This window comes from Mycobacterium sp. ACS4054 (genome assembly GCF_001667275.1).
Classification (GTDB): Bacteria; Actinomycetota; Actinomycetes; order Mycobacteriales; family Mycobacteriaceae; genus Mycobacterium.
Genome location: NZ_LZHV01000054.1, coordinates 69,907 through 93,746, shown reverse-complemented (window position 1 = coordinate 93,746; position 23,840 = coordinate 69,907). Strand labels below are relative to the sequence as shown.

General features: G+C 70.0%; 24 protein-coding genes and 1 pseudogene. 20 read left to right on the top strand and 5 right to left on the bottom strand.

Translation table 11 applies throughout. The annotated features are described in order from the left end of the window. The 4 genes from ftsY to A5730_RS15360 form a co-directional block, all read left to right on the top strand. On the top strand, nucleotides 1–978 hold a 978-nt coding region (gene ftsY, locus A5730_RS15375), incomplete at its 5' end, for a signal recognition particle-docking protein FtsY (RefSeq protein WP_067901869.1). Nucleotides 979–1,164: 186 nt separating this feature from the next. Beyond that, complete coding sequence (locus tag A5730_RS15370; RefSeq protein WP_067901892.1) at nucleotides 1,165–2,556, top strand: ammonium transporter; 1,392 nt, start codon at nucleotides 1,165–1,167, stop codon at nucleotides 2,554–2,556. Further along, the gene (glnB, locus tag A5730_RS15365; protein WP_055404843.1) at nucleotides 2,553–2,891 is read left to right on the top strand and encodes a nitrogen regulatory protein P-II; all 339 of its coding nucleotides are present in this window, start codon (nucleotides 2,553–2,555) and stop codon (nucleotides 2,889–2,891) included. The genes A5730_RS15370 and glnB overlap by 4 nt, the downstream gene beginning before the upstream one ends. A 45-nt stretch (nucleotides 2,892–2,936) precedes the next feature. After that, on the top strand, nucleotides 2,937–5,390 hold the full coding sequence (locus tag A5730_RS15360) for a [protein-PII] uridylyltransferase (RefSeq protein WP_067901867.1): 2,454 nt from the start codon (nucleotides 2,937–2,939) through the stop codon (nucleotides 5,388–5,390). A 1-nt stretch (nucleotide 5,391) separates the two neighbouring features. Here A5730_RS15360 and A5730_RS15355 read toward each other — a convergent pair whose 3' ends face one another. Then, complete coding sequence (locus A5730_RS15355; RefSeq protein ID WP_067901864.1) at nucleotides 5,392–7,122, bottom strand: DEAD/DEAH box helicase; 1,731 nt, start codon at nucleotides 7,120–7,122, stop codon at nucleotides 5,392–5,394. A gap of 101 nt (nucleotides 7,123–7,223) precedes the next feature. After that, nucleotides 7,224–8,021 carry an alpha/beta hydrolase gene (locus A5730_RS15350; RefSeq protein WP_067901862.1) on the bottom strand — a complete coding sequence of 266 codons (798 nt, stop codon included), beginning with the start codon at nucleotides 8,019–8,021 and terminating at the stop codon, nucleotides 7,224–7,226. Between the two features lie 187 nt (nucleotides 8,022–8,208). On the opposite strand from A5730_RS15350, the gene ffh reads away from it, so the two are divergent. The 4 genes from ffh to A5730_RS15330 all read left to right on the top strand — a co-directional run bounded on the left by ffh (nucleotide 8,209) and on the right by A5730_RS15330 (nucleotide 13,421). After that, nucleotides 8,209–9,774 carry a signal recognition particle protein gene (gene ffh, locus A5730_RS15345; protein WP_067901855.1) on the top strand — a complete coding sequence of 522 codons (1,566 nt, stop codon included), beginning with the start codon at nucleotides 8,209–8,211 and terminating at the stop codon, nucleotides 9,772–9,774. 63 nt (nucleotides 9,775–9,837) lie between these two features. Continuing rightward, nucleotides 9,838–10,935, top strand: a complete 1,098-nt coding sequence (locus A5730_RS15340; protein WP_067901853.1) for an amidohydrolase family protein — start codon at nucleotides 9,838–9,840, stop codon at nucleotides 10,933–10,935. 31 nt (nucleotides 10,936–10,966) lie between these two features. Next, nucleotides 10,967–12,817: an amidohydrolase family protein gene (locus A5730_RS15335; RefSeq protein WP_156745818.1), complete on the top strand. Its 1,851-nt coding sequence runs from the start codon at nucleotides 10,967–10,969 to the stop codon at nucleotides 12,815–12,817. A 1-nt stretch (nucleotide 12,818) separates the two neighbouring features. Beyond that, complete coding sequence (locus tag A5730_RS15330; protein WP_067901847.1) at nucleotides 12,819–13,421, top strand: TetR/AcrR family transcriptional regulator; 603 nt, start codon at nucleotides 12,819–12,821, stop codon at nucleotides 13,419–13,421. On the opposite strand, the gene A5730_RS15325 is transcribed toward A5730_RS15330, so the two are convergent. Beyond that, nucleotides 13,416–14,300 carry a D-alanyl-D-alanine carboxypeptidase family protein gene (locus A5730_RS15325; RefSeq protein WP_067901845.1) on the bottom strand — a complete coding sequence of 295 codons (885 nt, stop codon included), beginning with the start codon at nucleotides 14,298–14,300 and terminating at the stop codon, nucleotides 13,416–13,418. The two genes, A5730_RS15330 and A5730_RS15325, sit on opposite strands and share 6 nt — an antisense overlap. A 58-nt stretch (nucleotides 14,301–14,358) precedes the next feature. Here A5730_RS15325 and A5730_RS15320 point away from each other — a divergent pair, with 58 nt between their 5' ends. From A5730_RS15320 to trmD, 6 genes are all read left to right on the top strand, one after another. Next, a complete protein-coding gene (locus A5730_RS15320) occupies nucleotides 14,359–14,778 on the top strand; it encodes a nuclear transport factor 2 family protein (RefSeq protein WP_055403257.1) in 420 nt (139 codons plus the stop codon). 45 nt (nucleotides 14,779–14,823) lie between these two features. Continuing rightward, complete coding sequence (locus A5730_RS24385) at nucleotides 14,824–15,105, top strand: hypothetical protein (protein ID WP_082946848.1); 282 nt, start codon at nucleotides 14,824–14,826, stop codon at nucleotides 15,103–15,105. A 166-nt stretch (nucleotides 15,106–15,271) separates the two neighbouring features. Continuing rightward, nucleotides 15,272–15,799, top strand: a complete 528-nt coding sequence (gene rpsP / locus A5730_RS15315; RefSeq protein WP_067901842.1) for a 30S ribosomal protein S16 — start codon at nucleotides 15,272–15,274, stop codon at nucleotides 15,797–15,799. A 5-nt stretch (nucleotides 15,800–15,804) separates the two neighbouring features. Then, nucleotides 15,805–16,047, top strand: coding sequence for an RNA-binding protein (locus A5730_RS15310; protein ID WP_003878715.1), 243 nt, complete (start codon nucleotides 15,805–15,807; stop codon nucleotides 16,045–16,047). Between the two features lie 16 nt (nucleotides 16,048–16,063). Next, nucleotides 16,064–16,585, top strand: coding sequence for a ribosome maturation factor RimM (rimM, locus tag A5730_RS15305; RefSeq protein WP_067901840.1), 522 nt, complete (start codon nucleotides 16,064–16,066; stop codon nucleotides 16,583–16,585). Continuing rightward, the gene (gene trmD, locus A5730_RS15300) at nucleotides 16,582–17,277 is read left to right on the top strand and encodes a tRNA (guanosine(37)-N1)-methyltransferase TrmD (RefSeq protein WP_067901838.1); all 696 of its coding nucleotides are present in this window, start codon (nucleotides 16,582–16,584) and stop codon (nucleotides 17,275–17,277) included. Before rimM ends, trmD begins: the two co-directional genes overlap by 4 nt. On the opposite strand, the gene A5730_RS15295 is transcribed toward trmD, so the two are convergent. Continuing rightward, nucleotides 17,274–18,242, bottom strand: a complete 969-nt coding sequence (locus A5730_RS15295) for a hypothetical protein (RefSeq protein ID WP_067901836.1) — start codon at nucleotides 18,240–18,242, stop codon at nucleotides 17,274–17,276. The two genes, trmD and A5730_RS15295, sit on opposite strands and share 4 nt — an antisense overlap. 342 nt (nucleotides 18,243–18,584) lie before the next feature. On the opposite strand from A5730_RS15295, the gene rplS reads away from it, so the two are divergent. The 4 genes and pseudogenes from rplS (at nucleotide 18,585) to A5730_RS15275 (ending at nucleotide 20,972) form a co-directional block, all read left to right on the top strand. Beyond that, on the top strand, nucleotides 18,585–18,926 hold the full coding sequence (gene rplS, locus A5730_RS15290) for a 50S ribosomal protein L19 (RefSeq protein WP_055403251.1): 342 nt from the start codon (nucleotides 18,585–18,587) through the stop codon (nucleotides 18,924–18,926). 69 nt (nucleotides 18,927–18,995) lie between these two features. Beyond that, nucleotides 18,996–19,865 (top strand): signal peptidase I, encoded by an 870-nt coding sequence (gene lepB, locus A5730_RS15285; RefSeq protein WP_067901833.1) that lies wholly within the window; start codon nucleotides 18,996–18,998, stop codon nucleotides 19,863–19,865. 2 nt (nucleotides 19,866–19,867) lie between these two features. Next, a pseudogene (locus A5730_RS15280) lies at nucleotides 19,868–20,630 on the top strand (ribonuclease HII); the annotation flags it as partial. A 36-nt stretch (nucleotides 20,631–20,666) separates the two neighbouring features. Next, entirely contained in the window at nucleotides 20,667–20,972 is a 306-nt protein-coding gene (locus A5730_RS15275; RefSeq protein ID WP_007171389.1) for a DUF2469 domain-containing protein, read from the top strand. A 6-nt stretch (nucleotides 20,973–20,978) separates the two neighbouring features. On the opposite strand, the gene A5730_RS15270 is transcribed toward A5730_RS15275, so the two are convergent. After that, nucleotides 20,979–21,746 carry a GAF and ANTAR domain-containing protein gene (locus A5730_RS15270; protein ID WP_067901830.1) on the bottom strand — a complete coding sequence of 256 codons (768 nt, stop codon included), beginning with the start codon at nucleotides 21,744–21,746 and terminating at the stop codon, nucleotides 20,979–20,981. 226 nt (nucleotides 21,747–21,972) lie between these two features. Here A5730_RS15270 and A5730_RS15265 point away from each other — a divergent pair, with 226 nt between their 5' ends. Both A5730_RS15265 and fdhD read left to right on the top strand, forming a co-directional pair. Then, nucleotides 21,973–22,953, top strand: a complete 981-nt coding sequence (locus A5730_RS15265) for an NAD-dependent epimerase/dehydratase family protein (protein ID WP_067901828.1) — start codon at nucleotides 21,973–21,975, stop codon at nucleotides 22,951–22,953. Between the two features lie 67 nt (nucleotides 22,954–23,020). Next, nucleotides 23,021–23,839: a formate dehydrogenase accessory sulfurtransferase FdhD gene (gene fdhD / locus A5730_RS15260; protein ID WP_067901826.1), complete on the top strand. Its 819-nt coding sequence runs from the start codon at nucleotides 23,021–23,023 to the stop codon at nucleotides 23,837–23,839. The last annotated feature ends 1 nt before the right edge of the window (nucleotide 23,840 follow it).

Below are 23,840 nucleotides of genomic sequence, written 5' to 3'. Positions count from 1 at the left end.
ATCGCGGAGGCGCCCGCGCCCCCCGAAGCGCCGGCCGCCCCCGAGATCGAGGCCATCGCCCCGCCCGAAGGGCGGCTGGAGCGGCTCCGCGGCCGGCTGGCCCGCTCGCAGAACGCGCTGGGACGCGGCGTGCTGGGCCTGATCGGCGGTGGTGATCTCGACGAGGACGCGTGGCAGGACGTCGAGGACACCCTGCTGGTCGCCGACCTGGGCCCGGTGGTCACCGATTCGGTGATGTCGCAGCTGCGCGCCCGCCTGGCCGGCAGCGACGTGCGCACCGAGGCCGACGCCAAGGCCGTGCTGCGCGACGTGCTGATCCGCGAGCTGCACCCCGAGATGGACCGCTCGATCCGCGCGCTGCCGCACGCCGACCACCCGTCGGTGCTGCTGGTCGTCGGCGTGAACGGCACCGGAAAGACCACCACCGTCGGCAAGTTGGCGCGCGTGCTGGTCGCCGACGGCCGACGCGTCGTGCTCGGCGCCGCCGACACCTTCCGCGCCGCCGCGGCCGACCAGCTGCAGACCTGGGCCTCCCGGGTGGGCGCCGAGGTGGTGCGCGGGCCCGAGGGCGCCGACCCCGCATCGGTGGCCTTCGACGCCGTCGACAAGGGCATCGCCGCGGGCGCCGACGTCGTGCTCATCGACACCGCCGGGCGGCTGCACACCAAGGTCGGGCTGATGGACGAGCTCGACAAGGTTAAACGCGTGGTAACACGACGCGCCGCGGTCGACGAGGTGCTGCTGGTGCTCGACGCCACCATCGGGCAGAACGGGCTGGCCCAGGCGCGGGTGTTCGCCGAAGTGGTCGAGATCACCGGCGCCGTGCTGACCAAGCTCGACGGTACTGCCAAGGGCGGCATCGTATTCCGCGTCCAGCAGGAGCTCGGGGTGCCGGTGAAGCTGGTCGGGCTCGGGGAGGGCCCCGACGACCTCGCGCCGTTCGAGCCGGGTGCCTTCGTCGACGCCCTGCTCGGCTGAAACCCCTAACACGCAGCGCGGGACGTTAATACCGCCGAAACACGGTGGCCCCACTGCGGAAACAACCATCTCGCAAGGTTCTGGATCAGGTCACAGGCGTCGCCTGACGGCCATTCATGTCCGACCGGAGGTGAGCGAGTGGCATTCCCGCAATTGGGCCAACCCGATACCGGCGATACCGCCTGGATGTTGGCGAGTTCCGCGCTAGTGCTGTTGATGACGCCAGGCCTTGCGTTCTTCTACGGCGGCATGGTGCGCACCAGAAGCGTGCTCAACATGATCATGATGAGCATCAGCGCGATGGGCGTGGTCACCGTGCTCTGGGTGCTCTACGGCTACTCGATGTCGTTCGGCAATGACGTCGGCGGCGTGGTCGGCAAGCCGAGCGACTACTGGGGGCTGGCAAAGCTTATCGGCGGCAACGCCGTCAAGGCGGACCCGAGCAAGGGCGTCGCGCAGGTCGACATCCCGCTGGCCGGCACGATGCCCGCCACCGTGTTCGTCGCCTTCCAGCTGATGTTCGCGATCATCACCGTCGCCCTGATCTCGGGTGCGGTGGCCGACCGGCTGAAGTTCACCGCGTGGCTGGTGTTCGCCGGCCTGTGGGCGACGCTGGTGTACTTCCCGGTGGCGCACTGGGTGTTCGCCGCGGACGGCTTCGCCTCCGAGCACGGCGGCTGGATCAACAACAAACTGCACGCCATCGACTTCGCCGGCGGGACAGCGGTCCATATCAACTCCGGTGTGGCGGGCCTGGCCCTGGCGATCGTCCTCGGCAAGCGCCGCGGCTGGCCCACGACGCTGTTCCGGCCGCACAACCTGCCCTTCGTGATGCTCGGCGCCGGCTTGCTGTGGTTCGGCTGGTTCGGGTTCAACGCCGGCTCGGCGACCAGCTCCAACGGCTCGGCCGGGGCGACGTTCATGACCACCACGGTCGCCACGGCCACGGCCATGCTGGCGTGGCTGCTGACCGAGCGCATCCGTGACGGCAAGCCCACGACGCTGGGTGCGGCGTCCGGCATCGTCGCCGGGCTGGTGGCGATCACGCCGTCCTGCTCGTCGGTCAACATCCTGGGCGCGATCGTCGTCGGGGCGGTGGCCGGAGTGGTGTGCGCGCTGGCGGTCGGGCTGAAGTTCAAGTTCGGCTTCGACGACTCGCTCGACGTGGTCGGCGTGCACATGATCGGCGGTCTGGCGGGCACGTTGCTGGTGGGCCTGCTCGCCGCGCCCGAGTCCACGGCCATCAACGGCGTGACCGGGGTGTCGAAGGGATTGTTCTACGGCGGCGGCTGGGCCCAGCTGGAGCGGCAGGCGGTCGGTGCGTTCGCCGTCCTCTTCTACTCCGGCATCGTCACGCTGATCCTGGCCTTGATCCTCAAGTACACGATCGGGCTGCGTGTGAGCGCCGAGGAAGAATCAAACGGGATCGACGAGGCCGAGCACGCGGAGAGCGGTTACGATTTCGGAACGATCGGTGGGCAAGGGTCCGTTCTCCCGGCCGCGCGGATTCCGGTGGATGACCGCAACGGTCTGGAGGAGGATCGAGTGGGCGACAAAGTGGAGGCAGAGCAGGCATGAAGCTAGTCACCGCAATCGTGAAGCCGTTCACCCTCGATGACGTGAAGACCAGCCTCGAGGACGCGGGCATCCTGGGGATGACGGTCAGCGAAGTTCAGGGGTATGGACGCCAGAAGGGCCACACCGAGGTTTACCGGGGTGCCGAATACTCGGTGGATTTCGTGCCGAAGGTGCGCATCGAGGTGGTGGTCGACGATTCCATCGTGGACAAGGTCGTGGACAGCATCGTCCGGGCGGCGCGCACCGGCAAGATCGGTGACGGCAAGGTCTGGGTCAGCCCCGTGGAAACCATCGTGCGGGTGCGCACGGGTGAACGCGGGACCGATGCCCTCTGACCGTGGCGGGACGTCGCTGAACCGGGCCGGACGGGCCGGGAAGGTATGACAAACCCACAGTCATCCCAAGCAGGAACAGGAAGCGCCGGCGGGGCAAGCGATTTGGCTGCCTCCCGGCGCCTACTGCTGTCCGAGGGGCGCGAGCTGGGTGCGGCGGAACTGCGGAAGGCCTGGCTCGAGCTCCACGAATCCTGGTTGGTCGCCAAGGCCGGCGAGATCGGCATCACCGACGGCAGCGGCTTCGCGGTCGTCGGGGTCGGCGGCTTGGGCCGCCGCGAGCTGCTGCCGTATTCCGATCTCGACCTGATGTTGTTGCACGACAACAAGTCTGATGATGCGCTGCGCCAGGTCGCCGACGGGCTGTGGTATCCGCTGTGGGACGCCAACGTTCGGCTCGACCACAGCGTGCGCACGGTGTCGGGCGCCCTGGGCGTCGCCAACAGCGACCTGGTGGCCGCGCTGGGCATGCTGGACGCGCGTCACATCGCCGGCGACGCGCAGCTGTCGGCGGAGCTGATCGACGGGGCGCGGCGCCAGTGGCGCAGCGCGATCCGGTCCAGGATGGACGAGCTCGTCGCGATGACTTACGAACGCTGGCAACGGTGTTGGCGGATCGCGCAGCGGGCCGAGCCGGACCTGAAGTCCGGTCGCGGCGGGCTGCGCGACGTCCAACTGCTCGACGCGCTCGGCATCGCGCAGCTCATCGACCGCCACGGCATGGGCCACCCGGACGCGCCGGGGGGCTCGCTGGACGCCGCATACCTGGCGTTGCTCGACGTCCGCACCGAATTGCACCGGGTATCGGGCCGCGGCCGCGACCAACTGCTGGCGCAGTTCGCCGACGAGGTGAGCGCCGCGCTGGGCATCGGGGACCGATTTGCGTTGTCGCGCATGCTGTCCAGCGCCAGCCGCACCATCGCCTACCACGCCGAGACCGGGCTGCGGACCGCGCAGAACGCGCTGCCGCGACGCGGCTTCAGCGCTTTGGTGCGGCGCCCGCGGCGGCGACCGCTGGACGAAGGCGTGGTCGAGTACGACGGCGAGGTGGTGCTCGCCCGCGACGCCCACCCCCAGACCGATCCCGGGCTGGTGCTGCGCGTCGCGGCCGCGTCGGCGGACACCGGCCTGCCCATCGGCGCCGGCACGCTCAAGCGGCTGGCCGACAGCGCCGGCGACTTGCCGTCGCCGTGGCCGCGGGAGGCGCTGGACGACCTACTGGTCGTGCTCCTGGCGGGACCGACGACGGTGAACACGATCGAGTCGCTGGACCGAACCGGGTTGTGGGGCCGCCTCTTCCCCGAATGGGACGCGGTGCGCGACCTGCCGCCGCGCGACGTCTCGCACAAGTGGACCGTCGACCGCCACATCGTCGAAACCGCCGTCAACGCCGCCCCGCTCACCACCCGCGTGGCGCGATCCGACCTGCTTGCGCTGGGCGCCCTGCTGCACGACATCGGCAAGGGCCGCGGCACCGATCACTGCGTGCTCGGCGCGGATCTGGCGATCCCGATCGGCGAGCGGCTCGGTTTGTCGGCCCAGGACACCGAGACGCTCGCCGGCATGGTCCGCCACCATCTACTGCTGCCGATCACGGCCACCCGAAGCGACCTCAACGACCCCAAGACCATCGAGTCGGTGGCCGCGGCCCTGAACGGGGACCCGCAGCTGCTCGAGCTGCTGCACGCGCTGGCCGAGGCGGATTCGAAGGCCACCGGGCCCGGGGTGTGGAGCGACTGGAAGGCGTCGCTGATCGAGGAGCTCGTCCGTCGTTGCCGGTTGGTGATGGCGGGGGAGCCGCTTCCGGAAGCCGAACCGGTTGCGCCGCATTATCTTTCGTTGGCGGCCGCGGGCGGTGTGCATGTGGAGATCACACCCGGTGACCGCGAGCGCTTGACCGCGGTGATGCTCGCGCCGGACCAGCGTGGGCTGGTGTCGAAGGCCGCCGCGGTGCTGGCGCTGAACTCGTTGCGGATTCACTCGGCGCTGGCCAACATTCACGAGGGCGTGGCGATCGTCGAGTTCGTCGTGTCGCCGGTGTTCGGCTCGCCGCCCGAATCGGGCTTGCTGCGCCAGCAATTCAACGGCGCGCTGGCCGGCGACCTCGATGTCCTCGGGACGCTGGAGAGGCGCGACAGCGACGCCGTCAGCGCCGCCACCGCGCGGGCCGGCGAGATTCAGGCCGGTGTTCCCGTCACCCGGTCGACCGCCCCGCCGCGCATCCTCTGGCTCGACACCGCGACGGCCGGCCAGTTGCTCTTCGAGGTGCGCGCCATGGACCGCATGGGGCTGCTCGCGTTGCTGACCAGTGCGCTGGAACGCGCCGGCGCCGACATCGCCTGGGCCAAGGTGAACACCTTCGGGTCGACGGCGGCCGACGTCTTCTGCGTGACGGTGGATGCGAACGCCGAACAGGAGGCGCGGGCGGCGATCGAGCAGAACCTGCTGGGCGTGCTGGGCGGCCCCGCGGTCGAGGTGCTGCAGGAGCCGGTCGGCGACTAGTTCAGGAGTGCTCGGCGTTGAGCCGTCGCAGGGCCTCGATGCGGGCCTGGATCTGCTCGCGGCTCGCGGCGGCGATCGGCGGGCCCCCGCACCGGCGGCGTAGCTCGCTGTGGATCCAGCCGTGCGGCTTCCCGATGCGGTGGTGCGTGGCCGACACCAGCGTGTTGAGCTCGCGGCGCAGCTCGCGCAGCTGGCCGTGCATCGACGGCGGCGCGGAGACCGCGGCCGGCACCCCCTGCGCGGCCCGTCGCTGGAGCTGTTCGTCCTGGCGGCGGTGCAGCAGCGCGCGCATCTGCTCGGCGTCCAGCAGGCCCGGGATGCCGAGGTAGTCGGCCTCCTCGTCGCTGCCGGCCGGGGCCGCGGTGCCGAAGGACGAGCCGTCGAAGATGACCTGATCCAGCTCGGCGTCGGCGCCCAACGAGGTGAAGCCGTTGTCGGTTTCGGTTTTCTCGGTCTGCGTCCTGGTGGCGGGATCGCCGTCGAGGGGATCCTCGTCCGGGCGGTGCGGCTCCCCGAGCACGTGGTTGCGCTGCGCCTCCAGCTCGCTGGCCAGCTGCAGCAGGTTGGGCACCGACGGCAGGAAGATGCTCGCGGTCTCGCCGGGCCGGCGCGAGCGCACGAACCGGCCGATGGCCTGCGCGAAGAACAGGGGGGTCGAGGCGCTGGTGGCGTAGATGCCGACCGAGAGCCGGGGCACGTCGACGCCCTCGGAGACCATCCGCACGGCGACCAGCCAGCGGCTGCTGCCGGCGGCGAAATCGCTGATACGAGCGGACGATCCGGGATCGTCGGACAGCACCACCGTCGGCGCCTCCGAGGTCAGCCGGGTCAGCAGGGCGGCGTAGGCGCGGGCGGCGGTGCGGTCGGAGGCGATGATCATGCCGCCCGCGTCGGGCACGTGCGCGCGCTTCTGGCGCAGCCGCTGGTCGGCGGCCGCGATGACGGCCGGCATCCATTCCCCGGCCGGGTCGAGCGCCGTCCGCCAGGCCCGCGCCGTGTGCTCGGCGGTCAGCGGCTCGCCGAGCCGCGCGGCGTGCTCCTCGCCGGCGCTGTCGCGCCAGCGCGCCTCCCCGGAATAGGCCAGAAACACCACCGGCCGGACCACCCCGTCGGCGAGGGCCTCGGCGTAGCCGTAGGTGTGGTCGGCCCGCGACCGCCGGACCCCGTCGGCGCCCGATTCGTAGGCGACGAACGGGATCGGGCTGTCATCGCTGCGAAACGGCGTGCCCGTCAGGGCGAGCCGGCGCGTGGCGTCGCCGAAGGCCTCGCGGATCGCGTCACCCCAGGTCTTGGCGTCCCCGCCGTGATGGATCTCGTCGAAGACGACCAGCGTCCTGCGCTGTTCGGTGCGCACCCGGTGCAGCGTCGGGTGCGCGGCGACCTGAGCGTAGGTGACCATGACGCCGTGGTACTCGCCCGACGTGTGGGCGTTGGAGTTGGAGAACTTCGGGTCCAGGGCGATGCCGTGCCGCGCCGCGGCCTGCGCCCACTGCACCTTGAGGTGCTCGGTGGGCACCACGACCGTGATCTGCTCGACGGCGCGCTGGCTCAGCAGCTCGGCGGCCACCCGCAGCGCGAACGTCGTCTTGCCGGAGCCCGGGGTCGCGACGGCCAGGAAATCGCGCGGCTGGGCGGCCAGGTATTTCACCAACGCCCGGCGCTGCCACCCGCGCAGCGCCCGGCCGCTGTCGTCGACGCCGGCGTCCGTGCGAGCGACCGGTTGCACGGACATTTCCCCCCATGGTGCAGTTTTCGACGAGGCCGGCGTGATTGAGCGGTGGCTGTGAAATCTAGCACGCCAACGCTTTTCGGCGCAGCAACGACTCGAGCGGGTTATCCCACCCGGCCGGCCAGGTCGCGCGCCACCAGCCACGCGTCGATGCGTCGGGCGACGTCGGCCCAGCCCGGCTCGAGCATCATGTTGTGCCCCATGTCGAAGAATTCCGCCTCGGTCGCGTACGCGCGCGCCGTGGCGCGCACCGCGCCGACGCTGACGAAGCCGTCGTGGGTGGCGCCGAGCACCAGCATCGGCGTCGTCACCCGCTGCGTCTTGACCCTGCGGAACATCGGGTCGGTCATCGCCGCGCGGATGCTCTCCGGGCCGGAGCGGTGCCAACAGGGTTCGACGATGTGCTCGGGCGTGTCCGCGCAGAACAGGTACCCGCGCGCCAGCTTCTGCGTGCGCAGGAATCTGACCAAGGTGGGGTCGTTGAACGAGTGCACGGTCATCCACGGACGGCGCCGCCAGACGCGCAGCGAGGCCCCGAGCACACCCGACGGCGGCAGCGAGCCCACCAGCACGGCGGCCGGGGCGGTGTGGTCCTCGAGGTAGCGCTGGATCGTGTAGCCGCCGAGGGAATGGCCGATGAGCACCGGGGAACCGCCCAGGTCGTCGGCGACCGTGCGGACGTCGTCGAGGTAGTCCTCGATCGAAACCTTGTGCAGCGGCTTGTCGGTGGGGCTGGCGCCGTGCCCGCGCAGGCTCATCGCGACCGCGCGGTAGCCGGCGTCGGCGAAGTAGTCCAGGAAACCGTCGTCCCAGCACCACGCGGCGTGCCACCCGCCGTGCACGAACAGCAGCGGCACCGGATGGTCCGGGCTGCAGGCTCCCTTGTCGATCACCTCGAGCATGAGGCCATTCAAGCCCGCGCGCCGCTTCCTCGAGACTGAAACCACGCACACGTTCTTCGGCGTGTCGTGTGCGTGGTTTCAGTGTCGCGGTCGACGGGCCGCCGCGCTCGCAGTACCACTAGGTCCGATTTAGTGGCACCTGCTGCGCCCGGCTTCGCCGCGCTTGCAGTACCACTAGGCTGGCGGGGTGTTTGAATCGCTGTCCGACCGGTTGACCGGTGCCCTTCAGGGACTACGTGGCAAGGGTCGACTGACCGACGCCGACATCGAGGCCACCACCCGCGAGATCCGGCTGGCGCTGCTGGAAGCCGACGTGTCGCTGCCCGTGGTGCGCGCGTTCGTCACCCGGATCAAGGACCGCGCCAGGGGCGCGGAGGTCTCCGGGGCCCTCAACCCGGCGCAGCAGGTCGTCAAGATCGTCAACGAAGAGCTGATCGGCATCCTGGGCGGCGAGACCCGCCAGCTGGCCTTCGCCAAGACGCCGCCGACGGTCATCATGCTGGCCGGTCTGCAGGGTTCCGGTAAGACCTCGCTGGCCGGCAAGCTGACCGCCTGGCTGCGGGGGCAGGGCCACACCCCCCTGCTGGTCGCGTGCGACCTGCAGCGGCCCGCCGCGGTGAATCAGCTGCAGGTCGTCGGCGAGCGCGCCGGCGTCCCGGTGTTCGCGCCGCATCCCGGCGAGTCGCCCGAATCCGGTCCCGGCGACCCCGTCGCCGTGGCGGCGGCGGGCCTGGCCGAGGCGCGCGCCAAGCACCACGACGTCGTCATCGTCGACACCGCCGGCCGGCTGGGCATCGACGAGGAGCTGATGAGCCAGGCCGCCGCGATCCGCGACGCCGTCAACCCCGACGAAGTGATCTTCGTCCTCGACGCGATGATCGGTCAGGACGCCGTGACCACCGCCGAGGCCTTCCGCGAGGGCGTCGGCTTTACCGGCGTCGTGCTGACCAAGCTCGACGGTGACGCCCGCGGCGGCGCCGCGTTGTCGGTCCGCGAGGTGACCGGCGTGCCAATCCTTTTCGCCTCCACCGGCGAGAAGCTGGAGGACTTCGACGTCTTCCACCCCGACCGGATGGCCAGCCGCATCCTGGGCATGGGCGACGTGCTCAGCCTGATCGAGCAGGCCGAGCAGGTCTTCGACGCCGAGCAGGCCGAGGCCGCCGCCGCCAAGATCGGCACCGGCGAGCTGACGCTGGAGGACTTCCTCGAGCAGATGCTGGCCATCCGCAAGATGGGCCCGATCGGCAACCTGCTGGGCATGCTGCCCGGCGCCGGCCAGATGAAAGACGCGCTGGCCCAGGTCGACGACAAGCAACTCGACCGCCTGCAGGCCATCATCCGCGGCATGACGCCGCAGGAGCGGGCCGACCCGAAGATCATCAACGCCTCGCGGCGGCTGCGCATCGCCAACGGGTCGGGCGTCTCGGTGTCCGACGTCAACCAGCTGGTCGACCGCTTCTTCGAGGCCCGCAAGATGATGTCGTCGATGCTGGGCGGCATGGGCATCCCCGGCATGGGCCGCAAGTCGGCGACCCGAAAGGCCAAGGGCGGCAAGGGCAAGAAGGGCAAGAAGGGCGGACGCGGCCCGACGCCGCCCAAGAACCGCAACCCGCTCGGCGCACCGATGCCGGGCATGCCGGCCGGGTTCCCCGACCTGTCACAGATGCCCGAGGGGCTCAACGAGCTGCCGCCCGGGCTGGCTGATTTCGATTTGTCCAAGCTCAAGTTCCCGGGCAACCCGGGCAAGAACTAGTGACGATCGCGAGCGCGGCGAAGCCGGGCGAAGCGGGTCGTCACCATCGGGACTAGCCGCGCCGTGCGCCTGCACGTGCGAGGTGTCGGGCTGCCCGACGAGACCCCAACCGAGTTGTGGGTCGTCGACGGGCGCATCAGCACCGAGCCCGTGGCCGGGGCCGACACCGTCTTCGGCTCGTCTGGGTTTCAAGGCTGGATCGTGCCCGGACTCGTCGACGCCCACTGCCACGTCGGCCTCGGCGAGCACGGCGAGATCCCGATCGACGACGCGATCGCCCAGGCCGAAATCGAACGCGACGTCGGCGCGCTGCTGTTGCGGGACTGCGGCTCACCCACCGACACCCGCAGCCTCGACGAGCACGACGATCTGCCGCGCATCATCCGCGCCGGCAAGCACCTGGCCCGGCCCAAGCGCTATGCGGCGGGCTTCTCGCGCGAACTGGAAGACGAATGGCAGCTGCCGCAGGCGGTCGCCGAGGAGGCCAAGCGGGGGGACGGCTGGATCAAGCTGGTCGGGGACTGGATCGACCGCAGCGTCGGCGATCTCGCCCCGCTGTGGTCCGACGACGTGCTCAAGGCCGCGATCGAGACCGCGCACGCCCATGGCGCGCGGGTGACCGCGCACGTTTTCAGCGAGGACGCGCTGCCCGGCCTGATCAAGGCCGGCATCGACTGCATCGAGCACGGCACCGGCCTCACCGACGAGGCCGTCGCGCTGATGCTCGAGCACGGCACCGTCCTGGTCCCGACGCTCGTCAACATCGTGGAGAACTTCCCCGGCATCGCCGAGGCGGCCGCCGCGAAGTACCCGGTCTACGCCGCCCACATGCGCGACCTGCACGCCCGCGGTCTGGACCGGATTGCCGCGGCCCGCGAGGCGGGCGTGCCGATCTACGCCGGCAGCGATGCCGGCACCATGGTCGCGCCCGGACGCATCGCCGACGAGGTCGAGGCGCTCAAGCGCATCGGGATGGGCCCGACCGAGGCGCTGGGCGCGGCGTGCTGGGACGCCCGCGGATGGCTGGGGCGCCCGGTGCTAGACCACGGCGCGCCAGCCGACCTGCTGTGCTTCGCCGACGACCCGCGCTCCGGCCCGGCCGTGCTTCGCCGCCCTGACCTGGTGATATTGCGCGGCCGGGTGTTCCGCCCGCAGGCGTAGACGGGGGAGGGCGACACGCCCTGGCAAAAAGATTGCGAGTGCTTGCTATCTATGTTACGGTCGGTTCCACCACGACGACCTGGAGGAAAAAGTGGCTTACGACGTGATCATTCGTGACGGGCTGTGGTTCGACGGGACCGGCGCCGCGCCGCGGACCCGCACGCTGGGTATCCGCGACGGCGTCGTGGCCACGGTGTCGGACGCGCCGCTGGACGAGGCGGGTTGCCCCGAGGTGATCGACGCGGCCGGCAAGTGGGTCGTCCCCGGCTTCATCGACGTGCACACGCACTACGACGCCGAGGTGTTGCTGGACCCGGGCCTGCGGGAGTCCGTGCGCCACGGGGTCACCACCGTGTTGCTGGGAAACTGCTCGCTGTCGACGGTCTACGCCAGCTCCGAGGACGCCGCCGACCTGTTCAGCCGCGTCGAGGCCGTGCCGCGCGAATTCGTCTACGGCGCACTGCAAAACAAGACGTGGTCCACCGCGGCGGACTACATCAAGGCGATCGACGCCTTGCCGCTCGGGCCGAACATCGGCTCGCTGCTGGGCCATTCGGACCTGCGGACCGCAGTGCTGGGGCTCGATCGGGCCACCGACGCCGCCGTCAAGCCCACCGACGCCGAGGTGGAGAAGATGGCGGCCCTGCTCGAAGAGGCGCTCGACGCCGGCGTGCTCGGCATGTCGGGGATGGACGCGCCCATCGACAAGCTCGACGGCGAGCGTTTTCGGTCGCGGGCGCTGCCGTCCACCTTCGCGACCTGGCGCGAGCGGCGCAGGCTGATCAAGGTGCTGCGCAAGCGCGGCCGCATTCTGCAGAGCGCGCCCAACGTGGCCAAGCCGTCGACCGGGATCCTGTTCTTCCTGGCGAGCAGCCGAATCCTCAACCGGGGCAAGGGCGTTCGTATGAGCATGCTGGTTTCGGCCGACGCCAAGTCGATGCCACTGTCGGTGTACGTCTTCGGCCCGGGGACCCGGCTGCTGAACAAGCTGCTGGGCTCGAGCGTGCGGTTCCAGCATCTGCCGGTGCCGTTCGAGCTGTACTCCGACGGGATCGACCTGCCGGTCTTCGAGGAGTTCGGCGCCGGGACGGCGGCCTTGCACCTACGGGATCAGTTGGAGCGCAACGAGTTACTGGCCGACGAGGAATACCGCCGCCAGTTCCGGCGCGAGTTCGACCGCGTCAAGCTCGGCCCGTCGTTGTGGCACCGCGACTTCCACGACGCGGTGATCGTCGAATGCCCCGATAAATCGTTGATCGGCAAGAGCTTTGGCGCCATCGCCGACGAGCGCAAGCTGCACCCGCTCGACGCCTTCCTCGACGTGCTCGTCGAGAACGGCGAGCGCAACGTCCGGTGGACGACCACCGTCGCCAACCATCGGCCCAAACTGCTGGACGCGCTCGCCAGGGAAGGCAGCGTGCACATGGGCTTCTCGGACGCCGGCGCGCATCTGCGCAACATGGCCTTCTACAACTTCCCCGTGAAGCTGCTCAAGCGGGTCCGCGACGCCTACCGGGCCGGCGCGCCGTTCATGCCCATCGAGCAGGCGGTGCACCGCCTGACCGGTGAGCTCGGGGAGTGGTTCGGCGTTGACGCCGGCACGCTGCGCCAGGGCGACCGCGCGGACTTCGTGGTGATCGACCCGAGCGGGCTCAACGACGCGGTCGAGGGCTACTACGAAGAAGAGGTGCCCTTCTACGGGGGCCTGCGGCGCATGGTCAACCGCAACGACGACGCCGTCGTCGCGACCGGTGTCGGCGGCGCGGTCGTCTTCCGGGCGGGCCGATTCCGCGACGGCTACGGCCAAACCGTGAAATCGGGCCGATACCTGCGCGCGGGCCAGCGGCACCGGGGCCGGAGCGCGCTGAAAATCGGGGTGTGACATGGCCAGAACCCAGCAGCAGCGTAGGGAGGAGACCGTCGGCCGGCTCCTTGACGCGTGCATCGAGACCATCATCGAGGTCGGATACGCGCGGGCGTCGGCCGCCGTGATCACCAAACGTGCGGGCGTGTCCGTGGGCGCCCTGTTCCGGCACTTCGAGACCATGGGCGACTTCATGGCGGCCACCGCGTCCGAGGTGCTGCGGCGTCAGCTCGAGACGTTCACCAAGCGGGTCGCCGAAATACCGCCGGACCGTCCGGCGCTCGAAGCCGCCCTGGCGATCCTGCGCGACGTCACCGCCGCCCCCACCAACGCCGTGCTCTACGAACTGCTGGTCGCGGCGCGCACCGACGAAAAGCTCAGGGACACTTTGCAACACGAGCTGCGGCAGTACTCCACGAAAATCCACGAGGCCGCGCGCACGCTGCCGGGCGCCGAGAATTTCGGAGAGGACACCTTCCCGGTGCTCGTGGCGGTGCTGACCAACGTGTTCGACGGCGCGGCGGTGGTGGAGGGGGTGCTGCCGCAGCCGCAGATCGCCGAGCAACGAATTCCGATGCTGATGACGCTGCTGTCCGCGGCCGCCCCGGGCGCGGGCCTATAGCGAGCCGATGCTGGACTGTGGGTTGAGCGCGAAGCCCCAGTCGAACAGCGTCGCCGCCTGGTCCCAGTAGCTCGGGCCGCCGGTCTTCACCAGGCCGTACATCATGGCGATGACCAGCCGCAGGCCGCCGCGGGCGGCCGCCCCCACGAAGGTCTTGCGGGCGGCGTCGGTGAAGCCGGTCTTGCCGCCGATCGCGCCGGGGTAGCGCGCCAACAGCTCGTCCTGATTGGTGATCGGTACATCGCCGTGATCGCCGGGGAACATCGCCGACGGCTCGGCGGTGATCTGGGCGAACACCGGGTTGGCCATCGCGGCGCGGAAGATGACGGCCAAGTCGTGGGCCGTCGAGGAGCCCGATCCGCCGGGCCCGTCCAGGCCGGACGGCGTCGAGGCGTGGGTGCTCGTGGCGCCCAGCGACGCTGCCTTGGCGTTCATCTTGGCGACCGTCGCCTCCGGGCCGCCCAGCAGGTGCGCCAGCGTGTTGGCGGCGTCGTTGCCCGAGACCAGCAGCAGGCCGTCGAGCAGTTGTCGCGCGGTGTAGAGGTGGCCCGGTTTGACGCCGACGCAGTTGCACTCCACCTGGGTGTCGGCGGTGTCGGCGACCACGGTGGAGTCCAGGCTGACCTGGTCCAGCGTCACCAGCGCCAACAACACCTTGATGGTGCTGGCCGGCGGGTGGGCCACGTTCTGGTCGCGTCCGGCCAGCACCTGACCGCTGTCCAGGTCGGCCACGATCCAGGTCTGGGCCGGGCCGTCCGGGATCGGCACCGAGCCGACGGGCTGCATGGCGTCGGCCCACGACGCGGGGGCGGTGGCGCCGCACGCACCGACCGTGAGCAGGGCCGCGACGCCGACCCTGAAGGCCATGAGCTTTCGCATGGGCCGAAAGTCTAACTTCCGGGCCACTGCGGTGCGGATTTTCAGTACTGTCCCAGGCATGTTGAGCCTGGCCGAGATTTCCGACCGCCTAGAGATCCAGCAGCTGCTGGTCGACTATTCGACCGCCATTGACCAGCGCCGATTCGACGACCTCGACAAGGTGTTCACCCCGGACGCGTACATCGACTACACCGCGCTCGGGGGCATCGAGGGCCACTATCCGGAGGTCAAGAAGTGGCTGTCGGAGGTGCTGCCGAACTTCCCGGTGTACGCGCACATGCTGGGCAACTTCTCGGTGCGAATCGACGGCGACACGGCCTCGTCGCGGGTGATCTGCTTCAACCCGATGGTGCTCGGCGGCGACAAGGAGCAGGTGCTGTTCTGCGGGCTCTGGTACGACGACGAGTTCCTGCGCACGGCCGAGGGCTGGCGGATGACGCGCCGGGTGGAGGCCAAGGTGTTCCAGAAGGTCATGTAGACGCGGCAAGATCGAGCCGGCTCAGCCATTCGCACGGGAGGCACCATGAGGCGCAGCATCGTCGGGGGACTGGCTGCCGCCCTGACGGCCGGTGGCTTGATCGTCTCGGCGCCACCCGCCGGCGCCGGCTGCCTGTACGGCGGGTTGTCCGCCAGTAGGTGTGACGGACCGGTTGGTCCGGACGGCACCTGGCAACGCTGCGTGGTGTTCTACTCCGCCTATGGTGGGGCGGGTTCCCGCGGCGCCACTCGCTGCGACATGATGGGTCCTGACCTGCATCCATGGGGTTTCGAATTCAGTAACCCACCCACGCACATCGACGACTGAGCGCAAATTTCTGCTTGGGCACGGCTGTCTGGCACAATGGGCGGCTGTCCGTCCGCGGCGCGATCACGATCGCGTCCCGGTCATCACACTCGAGGCAAAACCGGATCCGGGCATCCCGCCCCGATCGCTGAATTGCAGCGTGACACACAGGAGAATTCGCTTAACCATGGCTGTGAAGATCAAGCTCACCCGGCTTGGCAAGATCCGCAATCCCCAGTACCGCATCGCCGTCGCCGACGCGCGCACGCGCCGCGACGGTCGCTCCATCGAGGTCATCGGTCGCTACCACCCGAAGGAAGACCCGAGCCTCATCGAGATCAACTCCGAGCGCGCCCAGTACTGGCTGTCCGTGGGCGCTCAGCCCACCGAGCCCGTGCTCAAGCTGCTGAAGATCACCGGCGACTGGCAGAAGTTCAAGGGCCTGCCCGGCGCCGAGGGCCGGTTGAAGGTCGCCCCGCCCAAGCCCAGCAAGCTCGACCTGTTCAACGCCGCGCTGGCCGAGGCCGAGGGCGGTCCCACCACCGAGGCCGCGAAGCCGAAGAAGAAGGCGCCGGCCAAGAAGGCCGCGAAGGCCGCCGAGCCTGAGGCCGCCGCTGAGACCCCCGCCGAGGCCGCAGCTGAGGCCCCCGCCGAGCCCGCCGCTGAGACCCCCGCCGAGGGCGGCGAGCAGGCCGCGCCGAGCACCGAAAGCTGACGGGCGTGAGCACGGTCGTCGTTGACGCGGTGGAGCACCTGGTCCGGGGGATCGTCGACAACCCCGACGACGTCCGGGTGGACATGGTGACCAGCCGCCGAGGCCGCACTGTCGAGGTCCACGTCCATCCCGACGACCTGGGCAAGGTGATCGGCCGTGGCGGGCGCACCGCGACCGCCCTGCGCACGCTGGTCGCCGGCATCGGTGGCCGCGGCATCCGCGTCGACGTGGTGGACACCGACCAGTAGCGCTGATGGAACTCCGTTGGAGTTGACCGTCGGGCGCGTCGCGAAGGCGCACGGGATCGGCGGCGAGGTCGTCGTCGAGATTCGCACCGACGACCCCGCCGCCCGCTTCGCGCCGGGTAACACCTTGCGCGGCAAGGCATCTCGCGGCGGTGGGGAACGCGACTTCGTCGTCGAGAGCGCGCGCGAACACGGCGGGCGGCTGCTGGTGCGGTTGGCCGGGGTGAGCGACCGCGATTCCGCCGACGCGCTGCGCGGCACGGTGTTCGTCGTCGATTCCGCAGACCTGCCCGCCATCGACGAGCCGGACACCTACTACGACCACCAGCTCGAAGGGTTGCACGTGCGCACCGTGGCGGGCCGGGACGTCGGGGTCGTCGCCGAGGTGCTGCACACCGCCGGCGGCGAGCTGCTGGCGGTGCGCCGGGGCGACGGCGGGGAGGTGTTGGTGCCGTTCGTCGGCGCGATCGTCACGTCGGTGTCGCTCGATGACCGGGTCGTGGAGATCGATCCGCCCGAGGGCCTGCTGGATCTGGCATGAGGATCGACGTCGTCAGCATCTTCCCGGCCTTCCTGGATCCGCTGCGGCAATCGTTGCCCGGCAAGGCGATTGGTTCGGGCCTGGTCGACCTGCGGGTGCACGACCTGCGCGGCTGGACGCACGACGTGCACCGCTCGGTCGACGACGCCCCCTACGGCGGTGGCCCCGGGATGGTGATGAAGGCCCCGGTGTGGGGCGAGGCGCTGGACGAAATCTGTTCGGATGCAACGGTTTTGGTGGTCCCGACGCCCGCGGGCCGATTGTTCACGCAGGCCGATGCCCAGCGGTGGAGCGCCGAATCGCACCTGGTGTTCGCGTGCGGTCGCTACGAGGGGATCGACCAGCGGGTGATCGACGACGCCGCCAGGCGGATGCGGGTCGAAGAGGTCTCGATCGGCGACTACGTGCTGCCCGGTGGGGAGTCGGCGGCGGTGGTGATGATCGAGGCCGTGGTGCGCCTGCTCGACGGTGTGCTCGGCAATCCGGCGTCACATCAACAGGATTCGCACTCGCCGGCCCTGGACCGGCTGCTCGAGGGGCCCAGCTATACCCGGCCGCCGAGCTGGCGCGGGCTCGACGTGCCCGAGGTGCTGCTGTCCGGCGACCACGCGCGCGTCGCCGCGTGGCGGCGGGAGGTTTCGCTGCGGCGCACCCGCGAACGGCGCCCGGAGCTCCTGGACCCCTCCGATTAGAGCCCGCGGCGCAGCGGGTCGGTCCGGCCCTCGGGAAATATCGTCTTGACCGCCCGGGTGATGGTGTCGCGGGCGGTGGCGTCGTCCGAGGGCTGCAGGGACTGCACCACCATGATGTAGCGGCGGTCGGCGCCGATCACGCCCGTCGACAGGTGCATCCAGTCGCTGCCGATGCAGCACATCCAGCCCTGCTTGACCGCCACCGGTTCGGCGTACAGACCGTCCGGGATGCCGAAGCGCTGCGGGTAGCCGTCGAGCCCGTTCGGGGTGGACCGGGCCAAATCGTCGACGATGACCTTCGCCTTGTCGGCGGGCAGCCCGCCCGATCCGTCGAGCAGCATCTCGTAGTAGCGGATCAGGTCGGTCATCGAGCTCATGGTGTTCCACCAGCGCCCGTCGCTGGGCGGCGTGGTCGACGCGAGCCCGTAGCGCGCCGCGACCGCCGTGATGATGGCGTTCTCGCCACCCTGACCCCAGAACCTTTCGGCCGCACCGTCGTCGGAGGACTGCAGCATGACGTCCAACGCCTGCCGGTCGTCCGCGCTCAGCGTGGCCTTGCCCTGGGATTCGTGCAGCAGCAGGTCGTCGGCGATGAACAGCTTGGCCACCGACGCGGTGCCGATGACCTGGCCGTTGCCCGTGGAGACCAGCTGGTGGGTGTTGCGGTCGAGGATCGCGACCGACAGCGCGGCCCCGGCGGCGGCGGCCTCGTCGGTGGCCTGCTGCACCCGCGCCTGCAGGCCGACGGGGCCCGGGATCGCCAGTTGCGGCTCCGGCTGCGGCGGCTTGACCGCTTCGAGCATCAGCTGGGCCGCCTGCGGGGCGGGTTGGCGCAGACCGCGGTCTCCGGTGACGTAAACCGGGAAGTTGTAGGCCTTGGCCTGCACTTTTGCCTCGCACCCGGCGGCCACCACCAACGCCACCGCCGCAGTGGCGGTGAACAGCATCAGCGGCCGAACGCGCATTCCTCTCCTCCGACGTGGCTCCGGGCGCCCGAGTGCACAGGCGCTGGGCTCGTCGCGCCACCTGCCCGGCCGTCACGCAGGGCCCGGTAGGGCGTTCTGACCCCAGTCATATGTACCATTCACCAGCGATTTCGGCTCGCTGCGAACCGCCTCGGAAGCTGTGATTTTCGTGGCAACCGCCCTATCTGGCACAATTGACCAGTTGTCTCCAGCGGTTGCCGGCCGGCCGGGCCGCTCCTCGCCTGCTGCGAGATACGCCCAAGTTGCCCCAAACCATCGGCTTGGCGACCGCCCCGAGGGCTGTTGCCGCAGGCCGCGACCGCAAGGAAGTGTCTTCTTACGATGAACCGCCTGGACTTCGTCGACCAAGCGTCGCTGCGCGACGACATCCCGGTTTTTGGCCCGGGCGACACCATCAACGTGCACGTCAAGGTCATCGAGGGCGCCAAGGAGCGCATCCAGGTGTTCAAGGGCGTGGTGATCCGCCGGCAGGGCGGCGGGGTCCGCGAGACCTTCACCGTGCGCAAGGAGAGCTACGGCGTCGGCGTCGAGCGCACCTTCCCGGTGCACTCGCCGAACATCGATCACATCGAGGTGGTGACCCGTGGCGACGTCCGCCGCGCGAAGCTGTACTACCTCCGAGAGCTGCGCGGCAAGAAGGCCAAGATCAAGGAAAAGCGCTGAGCTGGCACGGCCGGGCGGCAGTCCCGGTCGGTTTACCGCGCCACAATCTGCGCTGGCTACTCTGATCTCGTGACCGATCCCACGGACTCGCCTGAGCCCCCGTCCGCCCAGTCAGAGCCGAAGGTCTCCACCCGCATCCCGGACCCGCCCGAGGGCGGGTCCGCGACGGTTCCCGAACCGGGACGTCCGGACGCGCCGGAGCGAACCAAGCGGTCGTCACTGCGCGAAATCGCGCTGCTGGCCGTCATCGCCGTGGCGCTCTACTACGTCATGCTGACGTTCGTGGCGCGGCCCTACCTGATCCCGTCGGAGTCGATGGAGCCCACGCTGCACGGGTGCTCCGGCTGCGTCGGCGACCGGATCATGGTCGACAAGATCACCTATCGCTTCCACCCGCCCGGCCCCGGCGACGTCATCGTCTTCAAGGGGCCGCCGTCGTGGAACCTCGGCTACAAGTCGATCCGGTCCAACAACACCGCGCTGCGGTGGGCGCAGGACGCGCTGTCGTTCATCGGCTTCGTGCCGCCCGACGAGAACGACTTGGTCAAGCGGGTCATCGCGGTGGGCGGACAGACGGTGCAGTGCCGGGCCGACACCGGGCTGACGGTCAACGGCAAGCCGCTCAAGGAGCCCTACCTGGATCCGGCCACGATGATGGCCGACCCGTCGGTGTACCCCTGCCTGGGCAGCGAGTTCGGCCCGGTCACCGTGCCGCAGGGGCGGCTGTGGGTGATGGGCGACAACCGGACGCACTCGGCGGACTCGCGTGCCCACTGCACCAGCGTCCCGGCCGAGGCGCTCAAGGGCGTGTTGTGCACGGGCGACCCGACATCGGGCACCGTGCCGGTGTCGAACGTGATCGGCAAGGCGAGGTTCATCGTGTGGCCGCCCGGGCGATGGGGTGGCGTCTCCTCGGTGAACCCGCAACAGCATCAGTAGCCATGGCCACGACGTGGCCGCCGCGGACGGTGATCCGCAAGTCGTCGGGACTGCGCACGCTGGAGTCGGCGCTGTACCGCAGCGGGCTGGGCCCGGTGGCCGGCGTGGACGAAGTGGGCCGCGGCGCCTGCGCGGGCCCGCTGGTGGTGGCCGCCTGCGTGCTCGGGCCGGGGCGGCTGGAAAGCCTTGCCGCCCTTGATGATTCGAAGAAGCTCACGGAGAGCGCCCGGGAGAGGCTGTTCCCGCTGATCCGTCGTTACGCGCTGGCCTACCACGTGGTGTTCATACCGCCGGCCGAGGTGGACCGCCGCGGCGTGCACGTCGCCAACATCGAAGGCATGCGCCGCGCCGTCGCGGGCCTGCCGCTGCGGCCCGGTTACGTGCTCAGCGACGGGTTCCGGGTGCCCGGGCTGGCGGTGCCGTCACTGCCGGTCATCGGCGGCGACGCGGTGGCGGCCTGCATCGCCGCGGCGAGCGTGCTGGCGAAGGTCAGCCGCGACCGGCTGATGGTCGCCATGGACGCCGACCACCCGGGATACGGCTTCGCCGAACACAAGGGCTACAGCACACCGGCGCACAGCACGGCGCTGACACAGCTCGGCCCCTGCCCCGAACACCGCCATTCGTTCATCAACGTCCGGCGCGTGGCCATAGGGTCAGGGGGATCGGGCAGCCGCGTGGTGGCCGAATGCAAAGGGGACCCTCCGCCCGCGCGTGGCGGATGTCGGTGAGGAAAGATGGGACCAGGATTCCCCGGGCGGAACGCCCGGAAGTGTTTCTCCGAGAAGGACGTCTGAACAGATGAGTGCCGAGGATCTCGAAAAGTACGAAACCGAGATGGAGCTCTCGCTGTACCGCGAATACAAGGACATCGTCGGGCAGTTCAGCTACGTCGTGGAAACCGAGCGGCGCTTCTACCTGGCCAACAGCGTGGAGATGGTGCCCCGCAACGCCGACGGCGAGGTGTATTTCGAGCTGCGCCTGTCCGACGCCTGGGTGTGGGACATGTACCGGCCGGCGCGCTTCGTCAAGCAGGTGCGGGTGGTGACGTTCAAGGACGTCAACATCGAAGAGGTGGAAAAGCCCGAGCTGCGGCTGCCCGAATAGCCGGCGCTAGCCGCCCTCGGGCGGCTGCGTGTCTTCCGCCGTCGGAAGTTCGCCGCGCCTGTCGATGACCTCCCGCGCGACGTCGGCCAGCTTGATGTTGAGCGCCTGGGAATGCCGTCGCAGCAGGTCGAACGCCTGCTCCTCGGTCATGTCGTGGAGCAGCATCAACATGCCGACCGCCTTGCCGATCTCGCGGTTGCTCAGCAGCCCCCGGCGCAGGCTGGTGGCGTCCTCGCCCTTGGCGACCGCGTTGATGGCGACGCTGGCGAACGCCGCCAGCACCGCCGCGCGCCCGGCCGACTCGGCGTCGAACATGTTGGGGGTGTCGCTGAACAGGTTGAGCGCGGCGCCCTTGCGTTTGTCCACCAGCAGCCGGAAGCCCATCGCGCCGCGCACCGGGGTTTCGGCCACCAGGACCTTCGCCAGTCCCGGCCAGAGCGACGGCGTGGTCAGGTCCGGGTCGATCTGCGGGGTTTCCTCCTCGATCGCGTCGATGCAGGGGCCGTCGCCGGACCGTCGTTCCAGCTCGTCGATCTGCTGGGCCAGCCGGTCGCTCGCGCCGACCGTGATGTAGCGGTCGCCGTCGCGCACCAACAGGCTGGCGTGGTCGCACCCGCGGACCACCAGGGTGGCCGCCACGCAGATGGCCGCGTACATCTGACCGGCGTCCGAGCCCTGGTAGATGATCTCGGCCAGGGCGGCGAAAACCGTGCCGGGGTCGGCCTTCTCCCCGCCGGGCGTCGGCCCGCCCGCGACCGTGGATTCATCCCCCATGCTGTGCCTCTTTCCTGCGCCGTGACCAGCCGACCCCTCGTTCGATCGCCGTAGATTATCGGCTTTCGACCGGGGCCTCACACGCTGTTCGGCGCGATTGCGACGAATTCCACGCGTCTTGGCTATCCGCTCGCGGACGCGGGAAACGTCACGAGTTCGTGCCCGCCGCTCGGTGACGTTGCCCACCCGTGGTTTCGTCGGGACCCGGGCGGGAAAAAGCCTTGGGATGGGAATTACCGTCGCGGTGACCGGGCCCACCGGAGAGATCGGCATCTCAGCGGTGACGGCGCTGGAGCGAGAGCCGTCCGTCGACGCCATCATCGGGATGGCGCGCCGTCCATTCGACCCGGCGTCGCGGGGCTGGCTGAAAACCACCTACCAGCGGGGCGACATCCTGGACCGGGAGGCCGTCGACGCCCTGGTGGCACAGGCCGACGTGGTGATCCACCTGGCCTTCATCATCATGGGCTCGCGGGAGGAGAGCGCCCGCATCAACCTCGAGGGCACCCGCAACGTGTTCGAGGCGACGGTCGCCAGTGAGCGGACGCGGCGCCTGGTGTACACGTCGTCGGTGGCCGCATACGGCTACCACGGCGACAACCCCAGCCCCCTGACCGAGGACGTCCCGGCGCGAGGGTCCGAGGAGCACTACTACTCGGCGCAGAAGGCGGCCTGTGAGGCGGCGCTCGGTGAGATCACCAAGGACTCGCCGCTCGAGGTGTTCGTGTTGCGGCCCTGCATCGTGGCCGGGCCCAACGCCACCGTGCTGGCCGACGCGATGCCGTGGAACCAGCTGCCCGGCCCGGTGCGCGCCCTGGTCAAGGCGCTGCCCATTCTGAAGCCGGTCGTCCCGGATCCGGGTTTTCCCTTGCAGCTGGTGCACCACGACGACGTCGCGAGCGCGATCGCGCTGGCGGCCACCGCGCCGGCGCCGCCCGGGGCCTACAACATCGCCGGGGACGGCGTCGTGACGGTGGCCGACGTGGTGCGCGCCCTGGGGGGCCGCCCGGTGCGGGTCCCGGCGGTTGCGGCCGCGGCCGCTTCCGCCGCGCTGTCCCGGGTGCCGCTCGTCCCGTCCATGCTGGAGTGGCTGCACACCGCGCGCACGTCGATGGTCATGGACACCACCAAAGCGCGCACCCAGCTCGGCTGGCGGCCGGTGCACTCCTCGGCCGAGACCCTGACCGCGCTGGCGTCGGCGGTGTGACGGCCCGACAACCGCGGTACCTTGGCTGCGTGAGGCTCCGGCTGCCGGGCGACGGTGAAATCGGCTAGTGCGGCACGTAACTGCGCGCCGGCGGGTGAAGCATCTCACCGCCGGGAAAGCGACCACCCGGCCGGAGACCCTCGCCGTCGAGGAGCCGCTGGAGATCCGGGTCAACGGCGCGGCGGTCACCGTCACCATGCGCACCCCGGGTGCGGATTTCGAACTGGCGCAAGGTTTTCTGCTCACCGAGGGGGTGATCGGGGGCCGCGACGACGTGCAGACCATCCGTTATTGCGGCGGCGCCGTCGACGGCGCGAACACCTATAACGTGCTCGACGTGACGCTGGCCGCCGGGGTGGCGCCGCCGGCGCTCGACGTGACGCGCAACTTCTACACCACATCGTCCTGCGGGGTCTGCGGCAAGGCGTCGCTCGACGCGGTCCGCCTGATCGGCCGCTTCGCGCCAGGGGCCGACACCGCGACCGTCGCGGCGGGCACGCTGGAGGCGATGCCCGCCCAATTGCGTTCGGCTCAAAAGGTTTTCGACAGCACCGGCGGGCTGCACGCCGCGGCGCTGTTCGGCGTCGACGGCACGATGTGGGCGGTCCGCGAGGACGTCGGCAGGCACAACGCGGTCGACAAGGTCATCGGCTGGGCGCTGGAACATCGGCGGGTGCCGCTGGCGGGTTCGGTGTTGCTGGTCAGTGGGCGGGCCTCCTTCGAGTTGACGCAGAAAGCGGTGCTGGCCGGGATTCCGGTGCTCGCCGCCGTGTCCGCGCCGTCGTCCCTGGCGGTCTCGCTGGCCGAGGAGTCGGGGATTACCCTGGTGGCGTTCCTGCGCGAGGACTCGATGAACGTCTACACCAGGGCGGATCGCATCAGCTAGT

Excerpts from the sequence above, each read along its gene's own strand:
- A5730_RS15350 (WP_067901862.1), bottom strand. The coding sequence starts at position 8,021 with ATGCTCGAGGTGATCGACAAGGGAGCCTGCAGCCCGGACCATCCGGTG.
- A5730_RS15320 (WP_055403257.1), top strand. The coding sequence starts at position 14,359 with ATGTTGAGCCTGGCCGAGATTTCCGACCGCCTAGAGATCCAGCAGCTG.
- A5730_RS15270 (WP_067901830.1), bottom strand. The coding sequence starts at position 21,746 with ATGGGGGATGAATCCACGGTCGCGGGCGGGCCGACGCCCGGCGGGGAG.
- A5730_RS15265 (WP_067901828.1), top strand. The coding sequence starts at position 21,973 with ATGGGAATTACCGTCGCGGTGACCGGGCCCACCGGAGAGATCGGCATC.
- rplS (WP_055403251.1), top strand. The coding sequence starts at position 18,585 with ATGAACCGCCTGGACTTCGTCGACCAAGCGTCGCTGCGCGACGACATC.
- A5730_RS15325 (WP_067901845.1), bottom strand. The coding sequence starts at position 14,300 with ATGCGAAAGCTCATGGCCTTCAGGGTCGGCGTCGCGGCCCTGCTCACG.
- A5730_RS15360 (WP_067901867.1), top strand. The coding sequence starts at position 2,937 with ATGACAAACCCACAGTCATCCCAAGCAGGAACAGGAAGCGCCGGCGGG.
- trmD (WP_067901838.1), top strand. The coding sequence starts at position 16,582 with ATGAGGATCGACGTCGTCAGCATCTTCCCGGCCTTCCTGGATCCGCTG.
- A5730_RS24385 (WP_082946848.1), top strand. The coding sequence starts at position 14,824 with ATGAGGCGCAGCATCGTCGGGGGACTGGCTGCCGCCCTGACGGCCGGT.
- A5730_RS15275 (WP_007171389.1), top strand. The coding sequence starts at position 20,667 with ATGAGTGCCGAGGATCTCGAAAAGTACGAAACCGAGATGGAGCTCTCG.
- rpsP (WP_067901842.1), top strand. The coding sequence starts at position 15,272 with ATGGCTGTGAAGATCAAGCTCACCCGGCTTGGCAAGATCCGCAATCCC.
- A5730_RS15330 (WP_067901847.1), top strand. The coding sequence starts at position 12,819 with ATGGCCAGAACCCAGCAGCAGCGTAGGGAGGAGACCGTCGGCCGGCTC.
- A5730_RS15295 (WP_067901836.1), bottom strand. The coding sequence starts at position 18,242 with ATGCGCGTTCGGCCGCTGATGCTGTTCACCGCCACTGCGGCGGTGGCG.
- glnB (WP_055404843.1), top strand. The coding sequence starts at position 2,553 with ATGAAGCTAGTCACCGCAATCGTGAAGCCGTTCACCCTCGATGACGTG.
- A5730_RS15370 (WP_067901892.1), top strand. The coding sequence starts at position 1,165 with ATGTTGGCGAGTTCCGCGCTAGTGCTGTTGATGACGCCAGGCCTTGCG.
- A5730_RS15355 (WP_067901864.1), bottom strand. The coding sequence starts at position 7,122 with ATGTCCGTGCAACCGGTCGCTCGCACGGACGCCGGCGTCGACGACAGC.